At 60.4% G+C, this 16,065-nt stretch carries 13 protein-coding genes and 1 tRNA gene; 7 read left to right on the top strand and 7 right to left on the bottom strand.

Going from position 1 to position 16,065, the window contains the following annotated elements; all coding sequences use genetic code 11:
• Window positions 1-33: 33 nt before the first annotated feature.
• Window positions 34-1,338 (top strand): hypothetical protein, encoded by a 1,305-nt coding sequence (locus tag OHL14_RS07160; protein WP_263378647.1) that lies wholly within the window; start codon window positions 34-36, stop codon window positions 1,336-1,338.
• Window positions 1,339-1,364: 26 nt separating this feature from the next.
• Here the strand turns inward: OHL14_RS07160 and OHL14_RS07155 are convergent, their stop codons facing one another.
• From OHL14_RS07155 to OHL14_RS07130, 6 genes are all read right to left on the bottom strand, one after another.
• Window positions 1,365-2,696, bottom strand: coding sequence for a M56 family metallopeptidase (locus tag OHL14_RS07155; RefSeq protein ID WP_263378646.1), 1,332 nt, complete (start codon window positions 2,694-2,696; stop codon window positions 1,365-1,367).
• Window positions 2,693-3,142 carry a BlaI/MecI/CopY family transcriptional regulator gene (locus OHL14_RS07150; RefSeq protein ID WP_263378645.1) on the bottom strand — a complete coding sequence of 150 codons (450 nt, stop codon included), beginning with the start codon at window positions 3,140-3,142 and terminating at the stop codon, window positions 2,693-2,695. Before OHL14_RS07150 ends, OHL14_RS07155 begins: the two co-directional genes overlap by 4 nt.
• A 90-nt stretch (window positions 3,143-3,232) precedes the next feature.
• Window positions 3,233-3,517 carry a hypothetical protein gene (locus OHL14_RS07145; protein WP_263378644.1) on the bottom strand — a complete coding sequence of 95 codons (285 nt, stop codon included), beginning with the start codon at window positions 3,515-3,517 and terminating at the stop codon, window positions 3,233-3,235.
• Between the two features lie 94 nt (window positions 3,518-3,611).
• Window positions 3,612-4,787, bottom strand: coding sequence for a phosphoserine transaminase (locus OHL14_RS07140; RefSeq protein ID WP_263378643.1), 1,176 nt, complete (start codon window positions 4,785-4,787; stop codon window positions 3,612-3,614).
• 165 nt (window positions 4,788-4,952) lie between these two features.
• Window positions 4,953-5,028 (bottom strand) — tRNA-Cys (locus tag OHL14_RS07135).
• 46 nt (window positions 5,029-5,074) lie between these two features.
• Window positions 5,075-5,731, bottom strand: coding sequence for a peroxiredoxin (locus tag OHL14_RS07130; RefSeq protein WP_263378642.1), 657 nt, complete (start codon window positions 5,729-5,731; stop codon window positions 5,075-5,077).
• A gap of 396 nt (window positions 5,732-6,127) precedes the next feature.
• Between OHL14_RS07130 and OHL14_RS07125 the strand changes: the two genes are divergently transcribed.
• Window positions 6,128-7,039 carry a PhzF family phenazine biosynthesis protein gene (locus tag OHL14_RS07125; protein WP_263378641.1) on the top strand — a complete coding sequence of 304 codons (912 nt, stop codon included), beginning with the start codon at window positions 6,128-6,130 and terminating at the stop codon, window positions 7,037-7,039.
• 695 nt (window positions 7,040-7,734) lie between these two features.
• Window positions 7,735-8,169: a response regulator gene (locus OHL14_RS07120; protein WP_263378640.1), complete on the top strand. Its 435-nt coding sequence runs from the start codon at window positions 7,735-7,737 to the stop codon at window positions 8,167-8,169.
• A 3-nt stretch (window positions 8,170-8,172) separates the two neighbouring features.
• On the opposite strand, the gene recG is transcribed toward OHL14_RS07120, so the two are convergent.
• Window positions 8,173-10,587, bottom strand: a complete 2,415-nt coding sequence (gene recG, locus OHL14_RS07115; protein ID WP_263378690.1) for an ATP-dependent DNA helicase RecG — start codon at window positions 10,585-10,587, stop codon at window positions 8,173-8,175.
• 141 nt (window positions 10,588-10,728) lie between these two features.
• Here recG and mreC point away from each other — a divergent pair, with 141 nt between their 5' ends.
• The 4 genes from mreC to rodA all read left to right on the top strand — a co-directional run bounded on the left by mreC (window position 10,729) and on the right by rodA (window position 15,628).
• On the top strand, window positions 10,729-11,964 hold the full coding sequence (mreC, locus tag OHL14_RS07110) for a rod shape-determining protein MreC (protein WP_263378639.1): 1,236 nt from the start codon (window positions 10,729-10,731) through the stop codon (window positions 11,962-11,964).
• Between the two features lie 4 nt (window positions 11,965-11,968).
• Entirely contained in the window at window positions 11,969-12,493 is a 525-nt protein-coding gene (mreD, locus tag OHL14_RS07105; RefSeq protein WP_263378638.1) for a rod shape-determining protein MreD, read from the top strand.
• Window positions 12,494-12,589: 96 nt separating this feature from the next.
• Window positions 12,590-14,530, top strand: coding sequence for a penicillin-binding protein 2 (gene mrdA, locus OHL14_RS07100; RefSeq protein WP_263378637.1), 1,941 nt, complete (start codon window positions 12,590-12,592; stop codon window positions 14,528-14,530).
• Window positions 14,531-15,628, top strand: a complete 1,098-nt coding sequence (gene rodA / locus OHL14_RS07095) for a rod shape-determining protein RodA (RefSeq protein ID WP_263378636.1) — start codon at window positions 14,531-14,533, stop codon at window positions 15,626-15,628.
• The last annotated feature ends 437 nt before the right edge of the window (window positions 15,629-16,065 follow it).

The following is a 16,065-nucleotide window of genomic DNA, read 5'->3' as shown; positions in this document are numbered from 1 at the left end:
TTATGCTGTTGGCCGTAGGAATTTGAGAACACGATGAGTACTGAAACCTACGACAGGATTGCTTGGAACCCGACTACGGAAGAGGAGAAGGCGGCGGTGCGTCAGCAACTGCATCGCCTGCTCCAGACCACGCACTTCCGTAACAGCAAGCGGTACCCCGCACTCTTCCGTTTCATTGTTGAGGAGGCGCTGGAGGGTCGTGGCGAGTTCCTGAAGGAGCGGCTGCTGGGCATTCGCGTCTTCGACCGGCCGGCGGACTACGACACTGCCACCGACCCTATCGTTCGCGTCACCGTCGCTGAGATTCGGAAGCGGATTGCGCAGTACTACCACGAGGAAGCGCACGAGAGCGAGATGCGGATCGAGCTGCTGCCGGGGAGTTATGAGCCTGAGTTCCGGCCGCGGCAGGATAGCCTGCGATCGCACGTCGTACCTCTGCCCGATCTTCCGACGGCTCCTTCACTGCCGGAGGTGCAGGCCGCTTCCGTGATTCGGTCCAGCAGGTCTGCACGAGGTGCAGGCTTGCTCTGGCTGGGCGCGGCTGTAGGGGTTGCCGTCGTTGCCGGATTTTTCGGTTGGCGGTGGATGCATCCTAGCGCGACGGAAGAGTTCTGGGCACCTTTGCTCGCGGGACATCGTGCCATTACGTTCTGCGTTCCACGAGCCGGGGGCGAGGCCGCGATTACGGCCAAGTCGGAGGTTGTGGGTGGCCAGTTGGTCAATCAGTTGTCGCCGATGAAAGCGGGCGGGCATATTTCGCCGGACCCGAACTTTCTGGAGCATGAGTCGCTGGGAGAGAACGTTGTCTTCTCGGATATGGCGGCGGCGATGCGCGTCTCCGATCTGCTTGCGGGCAAGGGAAGCGAAAATCATCTGCGCATGAGCGTGGCCACCTCGCTGGATGACTTGAGGCAAGGGCCTGCGGTGCTGGTGGGGGGCATGGATAACCAATGGACCATGCACGCGATCAATCCACTGCGCTTTCGTTTTGCGGGGAGCGATGACGAATCCTATTGGATTGCCGATGCAACGAACCCTGCAGCGAAAGACTGGTCACTCGATCTGAAGAAACCGTTGCTGACGGTAACTCGCGACTATGCGATTGTGGCGCGCATCCATGACTCATCTACCGGGGAGCTTGAGGTGATTGTCGCGGGTATCGGGATGAGCGGGACAGCGGCTGCAGGTGAGTTTCTGGCTGATCCACAGCAACTCGAAGAGCTTCGGCGACGTGTCGGCCCGGGGTTCCGCAATCGGGATTTCGAGGCGGTGTTGAGTACGGATGTGGTGAACGGGATGTCCGGATCGCCACGCATCCTTACAGTCGCCGTCTGGTAGAACGCACCGTATCCGAAGGCGGTGAGTTAGAGACGAATCAGGATCCAGCCATTGGGGACAGGGACAGCGACGTAGGTAGGGGAGAAGCCCGCGTGGATGGCGCGGATCGGGGCGTCGGATTGGGCTGAGTCTTCCTGAAAGCTGACTGCCTCGACGGTGGCATGGTCGGCAGCGACGGCATGCGTGCGCTGGGGAACGGGTGATTCCTCCACGGCTGCGACTGCATACTCGTAGGTGGGCTGCTGGACGCGGCGTGTATCTCTCGCGACTGTCTTATGAGCGACGGGGCGCTGGGAATGCGCAGCCGGTTTCGCATGGTAAGAGGCAGGCACGAACCGGACGAATGCGCCTTCGTTGTGGCTGGACGAGGTGGTGGGAAGTAGCTGGCTGTCGGCACTCTCGGAAGCCATAGCTACGGTGGGTGATTCAATGCGGACGAGTTGAGGCACGTGTGCGAGTCCGAAGACGGAGGCAAAGAGCGTAGCCGCGACACCTCCGCTTGTAAGAGACCGCTGTCTTGGTGACCAGCTTCGTGGCTGCTCGAGTAGGGCATGAACGCGGGTGGTGAGCTCGGACTGGCGTCCCCAGGCCGCGAGGGCGAGGCGAAGCGTGTTGCGACGGAGGCGCTGCTCGGCGATGCGCGCGAGGGAGGCTGCGTAATCGATGGGGCGTGTGGTCGCCGCGACCACGGCGGCATCGCAGGCGAGCTCACGCTGCACACCGATACGGCGGTTGAACCACAGCAGCGCGGGGTTGAGCGGGAAGAGCGTGAGAGCGACGTGGAGGAGAAGGTTACACCAGTCGTCGCCGCGGCGCAGATGTTCGAACTCGTGCAGGACGATCTGGCGGAGCTCTTCTGCGCCGAGAGTGGGCGCGAGCCATTCCGGCAGCAGAAGGACGGGTCGAAAGAAGCCGACGATCAGGGGTGAGTCTACGGCAGACGAGGTGCAAATCCGCGGAAGACGGCGACCATCGAGGGGCAGGTGGTGAAACTGCATTGTCTCGATCGGAAATGGTACGGCGTTGTGGCGGACGGAGCGGAGATGCTGCCACGCGATGACGAGCGTAACTGCGCGAAAGCTGAAGCCGATGCCCCAGCAGGCGGCGATACCGACAGCCATCCACGGAGCGAGGCGGAGCGCATGGCCCGTCGATGCAGCAGGATGAAACGAGAGCCATGGCAGGGCCACTGACAGGGCGAAGAGCGCGATCAGGACGCCGTGGCGGAAGGCCGCTGCGGCCCGGGGAAGCAGTTGCAGCAGGACGGCTCCGAGGAGGATAAACAGAACTCCCTGCCAGAGGCCTGCGATCCAGACTTTGGCAAGGGTGTCCGCGATGCCGGCGAGTGTGGGCGTCATTGCCTGCCTTCGTTCTGCTCTGCCGGTGCGGGCCTCGCTACAGGGTTTTGAGGGGGGTTGTTAGCCGAGTTTTCAGCCGTTGCAATGAGCTGCTTGAGTCGCTCGAGTTCTTCCTCTTTGACTTCGCCATCGCCGAGGATCGCGAGCATCAGCCTCTCGCGGCTGTCGCCGAAGAACCGATTCATCACGTGGCGCACCTCGGTCTGCTGGGCCTGGTGTTCGGCGATGCGGGAGGAATAGAGGAAGGCACGGCCTGCCTGCCGGTGGACGACGTAGCCTTTGTTTTCGAGGATACGGATGGTCGTCAGGATCGAGGTGTAGGCCAGCTTGGAGTCTGCGGGTAGGGCAGAGACGAGGTCCTGCACGGAGCACTCGCCCATGCTCCAGAGGAGACGCATGAGTCTGAGCTCGGCTTCGGTCAGCGTTTTGGAAGGGCGCGGCGGCATACTGGCTACTTCCTAGACGAGCAACTAAGGAACTAGTTAGCGATGCCTCGCAAACTCTTTGCTACCAACGCGGAAACGGGTTTTGAGAACTCAGTAATCGCCGGAGATGGACCAGGCGGTGAGCTCGGTTACGAGAACGGTGGCGCCCTCATTCCAGATGCTGGCGACAATCCAGTCGTGCAGAGTCTGAGAGACGGAGTCGACTGTCTCTTCGGTCTGCCCGCTGTAGGTCAGGTCGGGAAGGGGGAGATCCTGTTTGTCGTCCGTGGTCAAGGTGGCGCGCCACTTGCGAGCGAGCATCCCCTGGTGCAGCTCGGCGTAGACGCTTTCGTCGGCCATGCCGCGCAGTTCAACGTGAATCACAACATCGATCATGGTTTCTCCTTCTCAGCCTCGCTTGGCCGCGGGTCATGGCACGGCGAACAGGTTCGCTCTGTGCCATGACCCGCAGGCGGGCCGAGAGTTTCGATTAAGAAGCCGACAGCGCAGCTTTCGTCGTGATGAAGGCGTAGTCGAGCCACTCCAGCAGTAATTGGATGTCAGCCGTTTCTACTGTAGCGCCGCCCCAGATTCGGAGGCCCTGTGGGGCATCACGGTAGGAGGCGATGTCGAATCCAGCGCCTTCCTTTTCGATCAGGCCTGTGAGGGATTTGAGAAAGGCAGCCTGCTTCTTGGCGTCCCATGTCGCGAAGTCAGCGTCGTTGATCGTGAGACAGATCGAGGTGCAGGACCGTGTTGCGGGTTCTGCTGCGAGGAAGGCGGCCCAGGAGCTTTTCTGCTGCCAATCGGAGACAGACTTGAGGTTGTCCTCCGAACGCTTGACCAGGTGAGTGAGGCCGCCGATGGACTTAGCCCAACGCAGGCCATCGAGAGCATCTTCCACCGCCAGCATGGACGGGGTGTTGATCGTCTCTCCGCTGAAGATGCCTTCAATCAATTCGGTGCCCTTGGAGAGGCGGAAGATCTTCGGCAGAGACCGGCCGGGATTGTAGGAGGTCAGCCGCTCTGCGGCGCGCGGGCTGAGAACGATCATGCCGTGTGCTCCCTCGCCGCCTAAGACCTTCTGCCACGACCAGGTCGTGACATCGAGCTTCTGCCACGGCAGGTCCATGGCGAAGGCTGCAGAGGTCGCGTCGCAGAAGGTCAGACCCTCTCGCGATGCGGAGATCCACTCTGCGTTCGGCACGCGGACGCCGGAGGTGGTGCCGTTCCAGGTGAAGACAATATCTCGGTTTGAATCAACGCCGGCAAGATTTGGAAGCTCGCCGTAGGGAGCTTCGTACACATTCACATCCGCGAGCTTGAGCTGCTTTGTGATGTCGGTGACCCACTCTTTACCGAAGCTCTCCCAGGCGAGGACGTCGACTCCGCGCGCGCCGAGCATCGACCACATGGCCATCTCGATTGCTCCTGTATCCGAAGCGGGGACGATGCCGATGCGATAGTCCTCGGGAATGCCCAAAATCTCACGAGAAAGATCAATTACCTCTTGAAGCTTCGCCTTGCCAGGCTTTGAGCGATGCGAGCGTCCGACGAGGGCATCACTCAGTGAAGCCAGCGACCAGCCGGGACGCTTTGCGCAGGGTCCTGATGAAAAGTGCGGGTTCTTCGGTAGGTTTGCAGGTCGAGTTACGAGCTCTTTCAATTGAATCCTTCTCCATGTCTGGTCGTGGTTGAGATCTTCCACCCTACTTAGGATAGACCCGTTGAAGCGTGTTGCAATGAGTCCCGGAGCCTGGTCGCAGAAATACAGCGGGCCCACCGAAAGATGGGCCCGCTTGCGTGCCAGTGTGGATGGTGGCTGAACTTTTGGAGCACCGGACGGGATTTGAACCCATGAATACTGGTTTTGCAGACCAGCGCGTTAGCCACTTCGCCACCGGTGCTCATTGAGGCCGCGCATGTAACTCTACGCTGCCAATCTCTATTGCCTTACTTCGGCTGCGTTGTTGTCCGCAGGTAGGGCTTCACGGTCTTGTAACCCGGGAAGATCTTGTCCGCATCTTCGTTCGAGACGCCACCCGTGATGATGACGTCCTCGCCCTGCTTCCAGTTCGCAGGCGTTGCGACCTTATGCTTCGCGGTCAGTTGGATGGAGTCGATGACGCGGATGATTTCATCGAAGTTGCGGCCCGTGGTCATCGGGTACGCCATCTGCAGCTTGATCTTCTTGTCGGGGCCGACGATGTACACCACGCGCACGGTGGCGTTATCTGCGGGCGTACGGCCTTCGGAGGTGTCGCCAGCACTGGCGGGCAGCATGTCATAGAGCTTCGCGACGTTCAGGTCGGTGTCGCCGATGACGGGGAAGTTCACCTTTGCGCCGGTCACTTCTTCGATGTCCTTGGCCCACTTTGCGTGGTTCTCGACGCCGTCGACGCTGAGGCCGATGGGCTTGACGCCGCGGGCTGCGAACTGAGCTTCGAGCGAGCCGACCGCGCCGAGTTCGGTCGTGCAGACCGGAGTGAAGTCCTTAGGGTGCGAGAAGAGGACTGCGTAGCTGTCGCCGATCCATTCGTGGAAGTGGATGGGGCCCTGCGTCGTCTCTGCGGTGAAGTCGGGTGCAACGTCGTTGATGCGGAGTGACATGATTTCCTTCCGTCCTTCTTGAGGGAGCTCGCTCCCCGTGAGTTCGTGCAACTGTTGAAGATCGCCCGGGGGCCCTTGCCGTGGTCTCTTGCCTGGCGTACCGCCTAACAGCAAGAAACCCACCCGGCGCTGGCCTTGGGTGGGTCGTGATGTTCGTTTCTTGACGCTTTGCTTATCGTCTCGACTCGCCCACACGCTCACCCGCGCAGCAACAGCAGCGGCAGCAGAGAGTCGAGTTGGAGAGGATCAGCTTCATACGTGTCTTCCTAAACTTTAGAACCGCCGCCAATGTGAGACATCAGCATGGAGCAGTTTGCCCCATTGCGGTAAAACCAAGGTACGGGGACTGCTCGAACCTGTCAACTCCCCACCCTCGCCCGCAAGTACCATCAGAGTATGTCCCGCACGCTTGAGTATTCCATCCTTGATGTCTTCGCAGAGCAGCCGCTTGCCGGTAACCCGCTCGCTGTCTTTCACGATGCACGCTCGCTTTCTACCGAAGAGATGCAGGCGCTGGCTCGCGAAACTAACCTTGCTGAAACGACCTTCGTCTTTCCGGAGGACCCCGCGTACGAGGCGGAGCACGGCGTCCGCGTTCGCATCTTTACAACTGAGGAAGAGTTTCCCTTTGCCGGTCATCCGACGCTAGGAACTGCGACTTGGCTGCACTTGCATCATCCCACGCTACGTGGCGCGGAGACGATCACGCTGCGGCTGAATGTAGGGCCGATCCCGGTGCGCTTTGCGCTGCCGACGGACGGTGTGCCGGGTGTCGTCGGCACGATGCGGCAGAACGATCCCGTATTTGGCACGGTCTGTGATCCTGCAGTCGTTGCACCCTTGCTCGGCTTGAGGGCGGAGGATCTTTCAGCAACATATGCACCCCAGTGCGTATCTACGGGACTGCCGTTCTGCATTGTGCCTTTGCGGTCACTCGAGGTGGCCAGCCGCATCCAGATCGATCGCCGAAGCGCCGATCCGTTCCTGGCCAGCATCGGCGCAAAGTTCTTCTACTGCATTGCCCCAACGGGCAACACATCGCGTGACAAACCGCAGTGGCATGCGCGCATGCAGTTCTATAACGGCGAAGATCCAGCCACGGGATCGGCGGCTGGATGCTGTATTTCCTGGCTTGTGCAGCATGGGCTCGCTGTGCCGGATGCGGAAGTGCACATCGAACAGGGCATTGAGATGAAGCGGCCGAGTTTGATCTCTGCGCGCGCCTCCCGGCTCGACGGCAAAGTTCAAAACGTGTTCATTTCGGGCCGCACCATTCCCGTTGCAATGGGACGGTTTTTCCTGCCATAACCAAGGCACTTTTACACAGCGTGAGAACCACAATCGTCAACATCTGCAAGGGGTATCGTTGATGCGGTGGACGCGCTACCTCAAAACCTTCGGTTATTCGCCTAAATTTCGCCGTTGTCACGGTGTGTTCACGTCTGTACTCTCAGCAAATCGCTCGTCACGGTTATGCCCGTCGCAACTTGACCTCGGGGCCGTCACGACCAGGATTGGATTTCGTTTCAACCACAATTTACTGAGAAAAGCCAGCTTTTCGGGACCAACGCGCAGGGACAGTGAGTAACACGCCGCGCGATCGAAGGCCTCTCCGAATGGTCAGTTTTTCTCTCTAACCGCGCTCCGAAGGGAGTGGTTGAGAGACCTTTTGTCTCAAAGCCATTCCAAGAACGCAGCGGCACTGCTTCCAGAGACTTCTGGGAAGCGGAGGGGAGAGTTTTGCACTCTTTCCACCGCCTTCCACAGTCCCCACCGGCAGCACTCCCCCTGCGTCCCGATAGACTCTTCGCCCCGCGAACACAGCTTCACCCGAGTTTTGGCAGCGCGTGCTCTCCCAGGCATGGCAACGCCTTTGCTCGGCCCGAAATGCAGCTTGCACAGATAACACAATGCCTTCGCCGCCCTGCTAACCCGCAGCCCGGCACTTTTGGAAAAGCCTTTAACGATTGAAGCCGGAGATACCGGCACGGAGAACAAGAAACATGCGCCCTCGTAAGTTGATCCTCTGCGTCGAAGCGAACGAACAAGTCCTATCTGTCCGCAAGTTCCTCCTTGAGACCCGCGGTTATCGCGTTGTCGGTTGCGCCTCTGCGGCCGAGGCCATCGAATACCTCCAGGGCGCTCTGCCTGGCTCCATCGACCTGCTGATGTCTGATCTGCAGCTGCCGCAAATGGATGGCAACGAACTGGTCCGCCGCGCCAAGCAGCTCCTGCCTGGGCTGCCCGCGCTGATCCTTTCGAACACGGTGACGGGCTATGACCGTGCGGCCGCAGCCGACGCCTTCCTGCCCAAAGGGGCCTGCACTCCCGCCGAGATCCTAGACCGCATTCGCATCCTTGTCGCTCGCAAGCGTGGGCCGAAGAAGCAGATGCCGACGGCGGAGATGATGCCGCACGAGATGGCGGTCGCTGGTTAGTTCTTACGCTTCGACTAGCCCATACCTGCGTTGCCACTGCTGTTTGAGTCGAGCCCATACGGCTTCGATCTCTGGCCGTGGCATCGCAGGGTCGGGGGCTTCGACGAAGCGGGCGGCTTCGATCTTGGCTAGCTCCAGCAGGTCGCGATCGCGGGCAAGGTTGGCTACGCGGAACTCGGGCAGGCCTGCCTGCCGCGTCCCAAAGAACTCGCCTGGGCCGCGCAGTTGCAGATCGAACTCGGCGAGCTCAAAGCCGTTCTGCGTACGCACCATGGCGTTCAGGCGTTCGTCGGCTTCAGGCGAGATCGCGGCACTCGTCACCAGAACGCAATAGCTCTTCGCTGCACCGCGACCGACTCGCCCGCGCAGCTGGTGCATCTGGGCGAGGCCGAAGCGGTCGGCGTGCTCGATGACCATGACGGTGGAGTTTGGCACATCGACGCCGACCTCGATGACTGTCGTAGACACGAGGACGTCAATCTCGCCGCGCTTGAAGCGTGCCATGGTGACTTCCTTGTCGTCGGCGCTCATGCGGCCGTGGAGCAGGCCAAGCCTCAGTCCCTTCAATGCACCGGCGCTCAACTCTTCAAACATCTCGGTGGCGGAGCGCAGCTTCTGTCGTTGTGGCTTTTTGCGAGGGGCTTTCTCTGTCGAGCCCTTCTTTGTCTTCAGCGCGACAGAAGTTTCTGCTTGAAGACTTAGCGATTCTTCATCTGTTGCGGAAGCGAAGTCCAGCTCTGGTTGATCGTCCTTCTCGCCTTCGATGACGGGGTAGACCACGTATGCTTGTCGCCCTGCCTCGACTTGCTTGCGGACGAAGCCCCACACCTCATCGCTGCGGTCCTGCTGCAGGCGGCGGGTCACAATCGGGGAACGGCCTGGGGGGAGCTCATCGATCACGCTCGCCTCAAGGTCGCCGTACATGGTGAGTGCCAGCGTGCGCGGAATCGGCGTAGCGGTCATCACCAGCACATCGGGCTCGGTGGCGACACCGCTGGCACCGGGCTTGCGCATCAGCTGGAAGCGCTGCTGCACGCCGAAGCGGTGCTGCTCGTCCACGATGACGAGGCCGAGGTTGTCGAAGTCGACCTTCTCTTCGACCAGCGCATGCGTGCCAATCGCAAGATCCACCTCGCCGCGAAAGATACGCCCGCGCACCTCGCGCTTGCTGCGGTCATCGAGCGACCCGGTCAGCAGTGCGACGCGGTAGGGTTTGCCTGTCTTCGGCGACACGACGCCGCCGAGGAGTTTCTTCGCGCCTAGATAATGCTGCGTGGCGAGGATCTCCGTCGGGGCCATCATGGCTACCTGATAACCGTTTTCGATTGCCACTAAGGCGGCCTGAAATGCCACGATGGTCTTGCCTGAGCCTACATCGCCCTGCAGCAGGCGGCGCATCGGCTGTGGCTTCCGCATGTCTCCGGCGATCTCACCGAGAACGCGCTTTTGCGCGCTGGTGGGTTTGAACGGCAACACTTGTTTCAGAGCTTCGCGCACCTTGGCATCGGTTACGAAAACGGTGCCTTCGCGTTCGCGCAGTCTGCGTCGCTTGAGCTCCAGGCCAAGCTCCAGATACCAGAACTCTTCGAAGATCAGGCGACGATGCGCGGGGGTCCGAGCGCTCATCAGCTCGGTCATCACTGTGCCGGCGGCCGGGAAGTGAAGACCTTGCAATGACTCCATGCGCCCGGGCAGACCGAGTCGCTCGCGCAGCAGCGTGGGCAGCGTCTCGTCGGCCTCGGCTCCGTTTTCGAGCAACTCCTTGAAGACCGTCCACATGACACGACGCAGCCAGCGCGAGGTCAGCTTCGCACCCCATGGCGTTTTGCCGCCGAGCGATTCGTACACCGGGACGATGCGGCCCATCTCCAACATGGTGAACTCGGCGTCCTCGCCGGTAGCCATCGCGTCGGGGAGAATCTCGAAGGTCGGCTGCACCATCTTGAACTTCACACCCGCCGCGCCTGCACCGGGCATCATGCCGAGCGCACTTCCGGTGCGCGAGCTTTCGAGCTTGCCGTAGAGCGCGATCATCTGACCGGCTTTGAACTTGTCCTTCAGGTACCCGCCGTGAAACCACAGGCACTTGATCGTCTCCAGCACGGCTAACGGCGGTGGTCTCAAGAGACCATCCAACTCTTCCTTGGAACCCTGCGGAGGCGGCTTGATGCCGACCGTCATCTCGAAGATGGGCGCTCCGCGTGTCTTCAGGAAGGCACTGCCGCGAACTTCACCGATCAGGCCTGCTATATCTCCTGGGCGATAGGTGCTTAGGGGTTTGGGGTGAAGTCTGTCTTCGTAGCGAAAGGGTAGGTGGTAGAGCAGATCTTCGATTGTGACAATTCCGCGCTCCGCCAGGCCCGCGGCGACTCGCTCGCCTACGCGCTTGATGTACTTCACCGGAGTCTTCAGGTCCATCGGCACGGCTTCGATGGTAGCAGTGAGGCTGTGCAGAAGGCATACGCCTCGACACTTCCCACAGCCCCCCTCGCAACGCTTCAATCAGAGTGGAATAATAGATATAGAACGGATCGGTCTCTCGCGCGCTGCTGTCTCCCCATGGACTCATTTTTTACCCGATACAAGAACCCGCTGGTGCTCATCGCCGTGATCGTTGCGCAGGTCGTGGCGCTTGCGATGCAGGTGCAGCGGCCTGCTCAGGGATTGGGGACGGATATGCCGGATGGACGGGAGTCTACGCTCTCGCGGCGCTGGATCTCTGCCACGGTGACGCCGATCGAGCGCATTCTTCACGGTTCCAGCCTCAAGGTGCGGGGCGTGTGGTCCAACTATATGGACCTGCGCCACGTGCGCCAGCAGGACGCGCAGCTGAAACTAGATCTGGCCCGCATTCGCGAAGAGGAGGCGTCTTTCTCCGAGGACGCCGTGCAGGGACGCCGCTTGCAGAAGCTGCTGGACTTCAAGCAGCAGTATGTCAGCTCCACCGTAGCTGCACAGGTAATTGGAACCAGTGGTTCGGACCGCTCGCGGCTTATCCTCATCGATAAGGGCTCGGCTGACGGGCTGAAGCCAGAGCAGGCGGTTATTACTCCGGACGGCATTGTGGGCAAGCTGCGCGACGTGTATCCGCATACCGCGCAGGTATTGCTTATCTCGGACCCAAGCTCTGGGGCGGGCGTCATCCTGGCCTCCACGCGCATCCGCGGCATTCTGCGAGGCGCTGCGGCGGGCGAGGTGCAGATCAATAACCTCACGGCCGACTCCCGCATCAAGCCCGGCGAGCAGGTACTGACTTCCGGCGGCGACCTGGTATTTCCTCGCGGCATTCCCGTCGGCAGAATCGAATCGATTGCGCCCGATCCGCAGCACCAGCCTTATACGGCCATCTCCATCAAGCCCGCGGCGAACCTAACCGAGCTGGAGGAGGTGCTTGTCATTACGGGCACGCAGAGTAATCTAACGCCGAGCGCGCAACAGGATGCCGCTGCCGCGCAGCAGCGCGCCGACGAGATGAAGCGTGCCGCGGACCTTGTTGCTGAAAAGCTGCCAAGTATTCACCCCGATGAACCTATCGACCCGAACAATCCGAGTGCTCCCGACACGCCGGCAGGCGGAACCCCGGGCGCGCCCAGCACCGGTATTCCGCATCCGAAGCCAGCGCTGCATCCGGACCGTTACAGCCCCAATGACAGCCCACCGGCGGAGTCGCTGACACCGGGCGCGGCCGCGCCGGCCTCCAGTTATACGCCGCCGCCACGGGCGCCTCGGTCCACGCCGAAGCAGACCCCCACCGAGAGCACTCCGACGACCTCAGAACCACCCCAGGAAGACTAGTCCGATGGCAGAACTCAGTTACACATCCCGGCGCGAGATGGACCAGTATGGCTTTCACCCTTCGGTGACCATTCTGGCGCCGCTGGTCTGCCTGATCCTGCAGTCCCTATTGCCTAAGACCTTCCCGCGCCTCGGCATCCTCGATCTGCCGTTGATCGCGACAATATTCTTCGCTGTTGCTCGGCGCAGCCAGATCTCCGGCACGCTCACCGGCACGGCCATCGGACTCTTTCAGGACGGCCTAACGAACCACCCGTTTGGAGTCTTCGGCATCGCCAAAGCGATCATCGGCTATCTCGCAGCGAGCGTCGGTTTCGCGGTGGATATGGAAAACCCCGTTAATCGCGGCCTGATTACCTTCCTATTCAGCCTGCTGCACAGCGCGCTGATCTTTCTCATCTCGCGCTGGCTGCTGGCTGACCCGACTTTTCGGCTGCAACCGGTACACGAGCTGCTGCGGGCGGTTGCGAATACCGCCGTTGGGATTCCGCTTTACTTTTTGCTCGACCGCTTCAAGACGCGGGACTAGTCAGTTGCTCGACCCGTAACGACCCGGTTTCATGCTGTAACCGTCTAACTCAGCAGACCCGCGCAAAGCGCATACAATCATCTACAGGGCATCCAAATGGCCATTGAAGAAGATCTCGAAAGCATCACTCGGGAAGAGAAGCTCTCCACCGTGAAGCTCCACGCTTCGCAGTATGTCGTTGCGCTGGTGCTTTTTATTCTTGGCGCGGGTCTTTGGCGTCTGCAAATTCTCGGAGCGGATGGCTACCGCGTCCTTGCTGACCAGAATCGCATCCGCAAGGAGCCTGTGCTCGCGCCGCGTGGCCGCATCTTCGATCGTGAAGGCCGCATCATCGTGGACAACTATCCCTCGGTTCGCTGCCTGCTCCTGCGCGACCAGAAGAACCTCGACAGCGATCTGCCGCTTATCGCGACTGGTCTGCACATGACCGTCGATGACATCCAGGGCATTCTGCGCAAGTATCAGTACGCGCCCAAGTATCAGCCCATTCCGCTGAAGCAGGACATTACCCCAGACGAGCAGGCTTTCATTGAAGCGCATCGCAACGAGCTGCCAGAGCTGGAGACGGTGGAGGAGCAGCGCCGCCTCTATCCCCGTGATGGCTTCGCGGCTCACCTTATCGGCTACGTTGGCGAGGTCTCAGAGAACGATCTGAATCAGTCGAAGTTCGCCTTCTACGCCCCCGGCGATGTGGTCGGGAAGTTCGGCGTCGAAGAAGCGTATGACGAGGTGCTGCGTGGCACCGATGGCGCGCGCGATGTGATTGTGAACTCGCACGGCAAAGAGGTTGGCGTGCTGGGGCAGGAGCTGGCTACGCCTGGCAAGGATTTGCGGCTGACCATCGATCTCGATGTGCAAATGGCCGCGGAGAAGGCGCTCGAGGGCAAGTCGGGAGCGATTGTTGCCATGGATCCGCATACCGGCGAGATCCTTGCGATGGCTTCGGGGCCAACCTTTGATCCGAACCAGTTCGCTGTCCGCCTGAGCAAGTCTTATTGGAACCAGATCATCAACGACCCGAACCATCCGCTGATGAATAAGGCGATTCAGGCTCAGCTGGCTCCGGGGTCGACGTTCAAGGTCATCATGACGCTTGCTGGGCTTGAGGAGAACGCCGCGCAGAATATGCACGTCGTCTGCAATGGAGGAGTGACACTGCAAGGCCACTTTTTCAGCTGCGACAAGCACCACGGCATGGTCGACATTCACAATGCTTTGCCGTACTCCTGCGACAGCTACTATTTCACACTTGCGGACAGGCTCGGCATTGAAACGATCGCGAAGTACGGGCACGAGGTCGGCATCGGTCAGAAGACGGGCATCGACCTTCCCGATGAAGCTACCGGCATCATGCCCAGTGCAGAGTGGAAGCTGAAGGCGCAGCATGACAAGTGGTACGCCGGCGAGACTCCTTCGGTAGGCATCGGTCAGGGAGCTCTGCAGGCCAGCCCGATCCAACTGGCTCGCGCGCTCAGCGGCATTGCTTCCGGTGGAGTTTTTGTTCGCCCCCACGTTGTCTTCCCAGACGAGGTCTCGCCCGAGATGTTGCAGGCCATAGAAGACGCGCACCCGGGCTCCGGCGTGAAGAAGATCGACATTTCGCCCGCCAACTGGCAGATCATCACCGATGACATGGCCAACGTTACGCAGAGCACCATCGGCACGGCGTATGAAGCTCATCTAGAAGGCATCGATTTTGCGGGCAAGACCGGCACGGCTGATGTCGTCAGCGGACGAAAGAAGGGTAGCGCTGATAAGTCCACGATTCCCAATGCCTGGTTCGTTGGTATGACGCCGCGTCGCAATCCAGACATCGTGGTGGCTGTCCTTTGGGAGCACGGCTACTGGGGCAATAACTCCGCCAAGCTGGCGGCTCAGGTGATTACGGCGTATGTGAACAAGCAGCGCGAACGCTCGGGCAATCTGATGAAGCTGGCGGCTGCGCCGAAGCCAGCCGCCGAAGACCATGCGGACGCACCCTCAGGCATCAGCGGTACTGCTCCTGCTACCCCCGATCCGACAGGCGGAACACGATAGATGGTTCGATTTCGTGACTTCGACTGGGTGCTGCTTGGCTTTGTCCTTCTTCTTTCCGTGATCAGCGTGCTGGAGATTCGCTCTGCCACCGAGATGACGAAGTTTCACGGCTTCCAGCAGAAGCAGATGCTCTTTATTGGCGTCGGCATCGTGTTGATGTTTGCCATTTCGTTCATTGACTATCACCGGCTGCTGGGTGTGGCCTACTGGGCGTATGGGATCGGCGTCGGCTGCCTGGTCACGGTGAAGCTGGTCGGGCAGAAGGTGCTTGGTGCGCGCCGCTGGATCAACCTCGGCGGTGGGGTTCACTTCCAGCCGTCGGAGTGGGTCAAGCTTGTGCTCATCATCGTCGCGGCTCGCTTTTTCTGGGAGATCATTGCCAATGGACGCGAGATGAGCTGGCCGGAGGTCGGTAAGTCCTTTGCACTCATTGGCGGCCCGATGGTGCTGGTGCTGACGCAGCCCGATCTGGGCACGGCCCTCACCTACTCGCCGATCCTGATTACGGGGCTGTTTCTCGGCGGCATGAGGCTGCGTCAGGCTGGCATCATCCTTGCCGGCATCGCGCTTCTCGGCGGGCTGGCGGTCGCCAGCGGCAAACACCTGAAACCCTATCAACAGAAGCGCATCGACGCTTTCCTCAATCCAGACAGTGATCCTAAAGGCTCCGGGTATCAGATCCGTCAGTCGCTCATCGCGGTGGGTTCGGGTGGGCTTTGGGGTAAGGGAACCAGCAAGGGTACGCAGACCCAGGGCGATTTCCTACCAATTCCGTATACCGATTTCATCTTCGCTGCCTTCTGCGAGGAGCATGGCTTTATCGGCGCGGTCGGGGTGCTGCTGCTGTACTTTCTTATCCTTGTGCGGCTGATTCAGAACGCCCAGACCGCTGCTGATCCGCCGGGAACGCTGATTATCATGGGCATTATGGCGGTCATGCTCTTCCAGATCGCTATCAATATAGGCATGTGCGTGGGATTGATGCCGGTGACCGGTATTCCGCTGCCGCTGATGAGCTACGGCGGGTCTTCGGTCCTGTTCAGCTTTCTGGCCCTGGGGATCGTGATGAATATCCGGATGCGGCGATTTGTGAATTGAGGCGCCGAATAGGTAGCAGGTCAGGCAGTAGGCCTTCAGGTCCTACTGCTTTGTCTTTTCTACTCCCTATTCTCTACTCCCGACTCCCTGCTTTAGTGCATACTATAGGCAGGCGTCCGGTCGTATACCGGACGAACAAGCAAACCCTCGCTCGGCGGATGCGAACTATTTCCCCGCCGTAGCGGAACGCAAAAGTTTCTATAAGAAGGCCGGCCAGGCACGGATCAGCATCCGATGGGTCGGACAGGTTTTTGAGTATGAACGTGAACGGACGGTTAACGGCCCCGCCTTCAACGGCTGAGTTGGTCACAAACTCCGTTTGCGCACAGGTGTTCGAGGTGATTTCAAGCAAGTCCTCAACACGCGGTATCCCACTGGACACATCCTCACTCGGCCCTCCCTCCCCGCGCAAAGCGGTGCAGTGGGGGCGTTCGCGC

This window comes from Granulicella paludicola, assembly GCF_025685545.1.
Taxonomy (GTDB): domain Bacteria; phylum Acidobacteriota; class Terriglobia; order Terriglobales; family Acidobacteriaceae; genus Granulicella; species Granulicella paludicola.
The sequence above is the reverse complement of the archived record's forward strand: the minus strand, read 5'-3'. Positions and strand labels throughout refer to the sequence as shown.

Excerpts from the sequence above, each read along its gene's own strand:
- OHL14_RS07150 (WP_263378645.1), bottom strand. The coding sequence starts at position 3,142 with ATGCCGCCGCGCCCTTCCAAAACGCTGACCGAAGCCGAGCTCAGACTC.
- mrdA (WP_263378637.1), top strand. The coding sequence starts at position 12,590 with ATGGCCATTGAAGAAGATCTCGAAAGCATCACTCGGGAAGAGAAGCTC.
- OHL14_RS07130 (WP_263378642.1), bottom strand. The coding sequence starts at position 5,731 with ATGTCACTCCGCATCAACGACGTTGCACCCGACTTCACCGCAGAGACG.
- OHL14_RS07120 (WP_263378640.1), top strand. The coding sequence starts at position 7,735 with ATGCGCCCTCGTAAGTTGATCCTCTGCGTCGAAGCGAACGAACAAGTC.
- OHL14_RS07155 (WP_263378646.1), bottom strand. The coding sequence starts at position 2,696 with ATGACGCCCACACTCGCCGGCATCGCGGACACCCTTGCCAAAGTCTGG.
- recG (WP_263378690.1), bottom strand. The coding sequence starts at position 10,587 with ATGGACCTGAAGACTCCGGTGAAGTACATCAAGCGCGTAGGCGAGCGA.
- OHL14_RS07125 (WP_263378641.1), top strand. The coding sequence starts at position 6,128 with ATGTCCCGCACGCTTGAGTATTCCATCCTTGATGTCTTCGCAGAGCAG.
- rodA (WP_263378636.1), top strand. The coding sequence starts at position 14,531 with ATGGTTCGATTTCGTGACTTCGACTGGGTGCTGCTTGGCTTTGTCCTT.
- mreC (WP_263378639.1), top strand. The coding sequence starts at position 10,729 with ATGGACTCATTTTTTACCCGATACAAGAACCCGCTGGTGCTCATCGCC.
- mreD (WP_263378638.1), top strand. The coding sequence starts at position 11,969 with ATGGCAGAACTCAGTTACACATCCCGGCGCGAGATGGACCAGTATGGC.
- OHL14_RS07160 (WP_263378647.1), top strand. The coding sequence starts at position 34 with ATGAGTACTGAAACCTACGACAGGATTGCTTGGAACCCGACTACGGAA.
- OHL14_RS07145 (WP_263378644.1), bottom strand. The coding sequence starts at position 3,517 with ATGATCGATGTTGTGATTCACGTTGAACTGCGCGGCATGGCCGACGAA.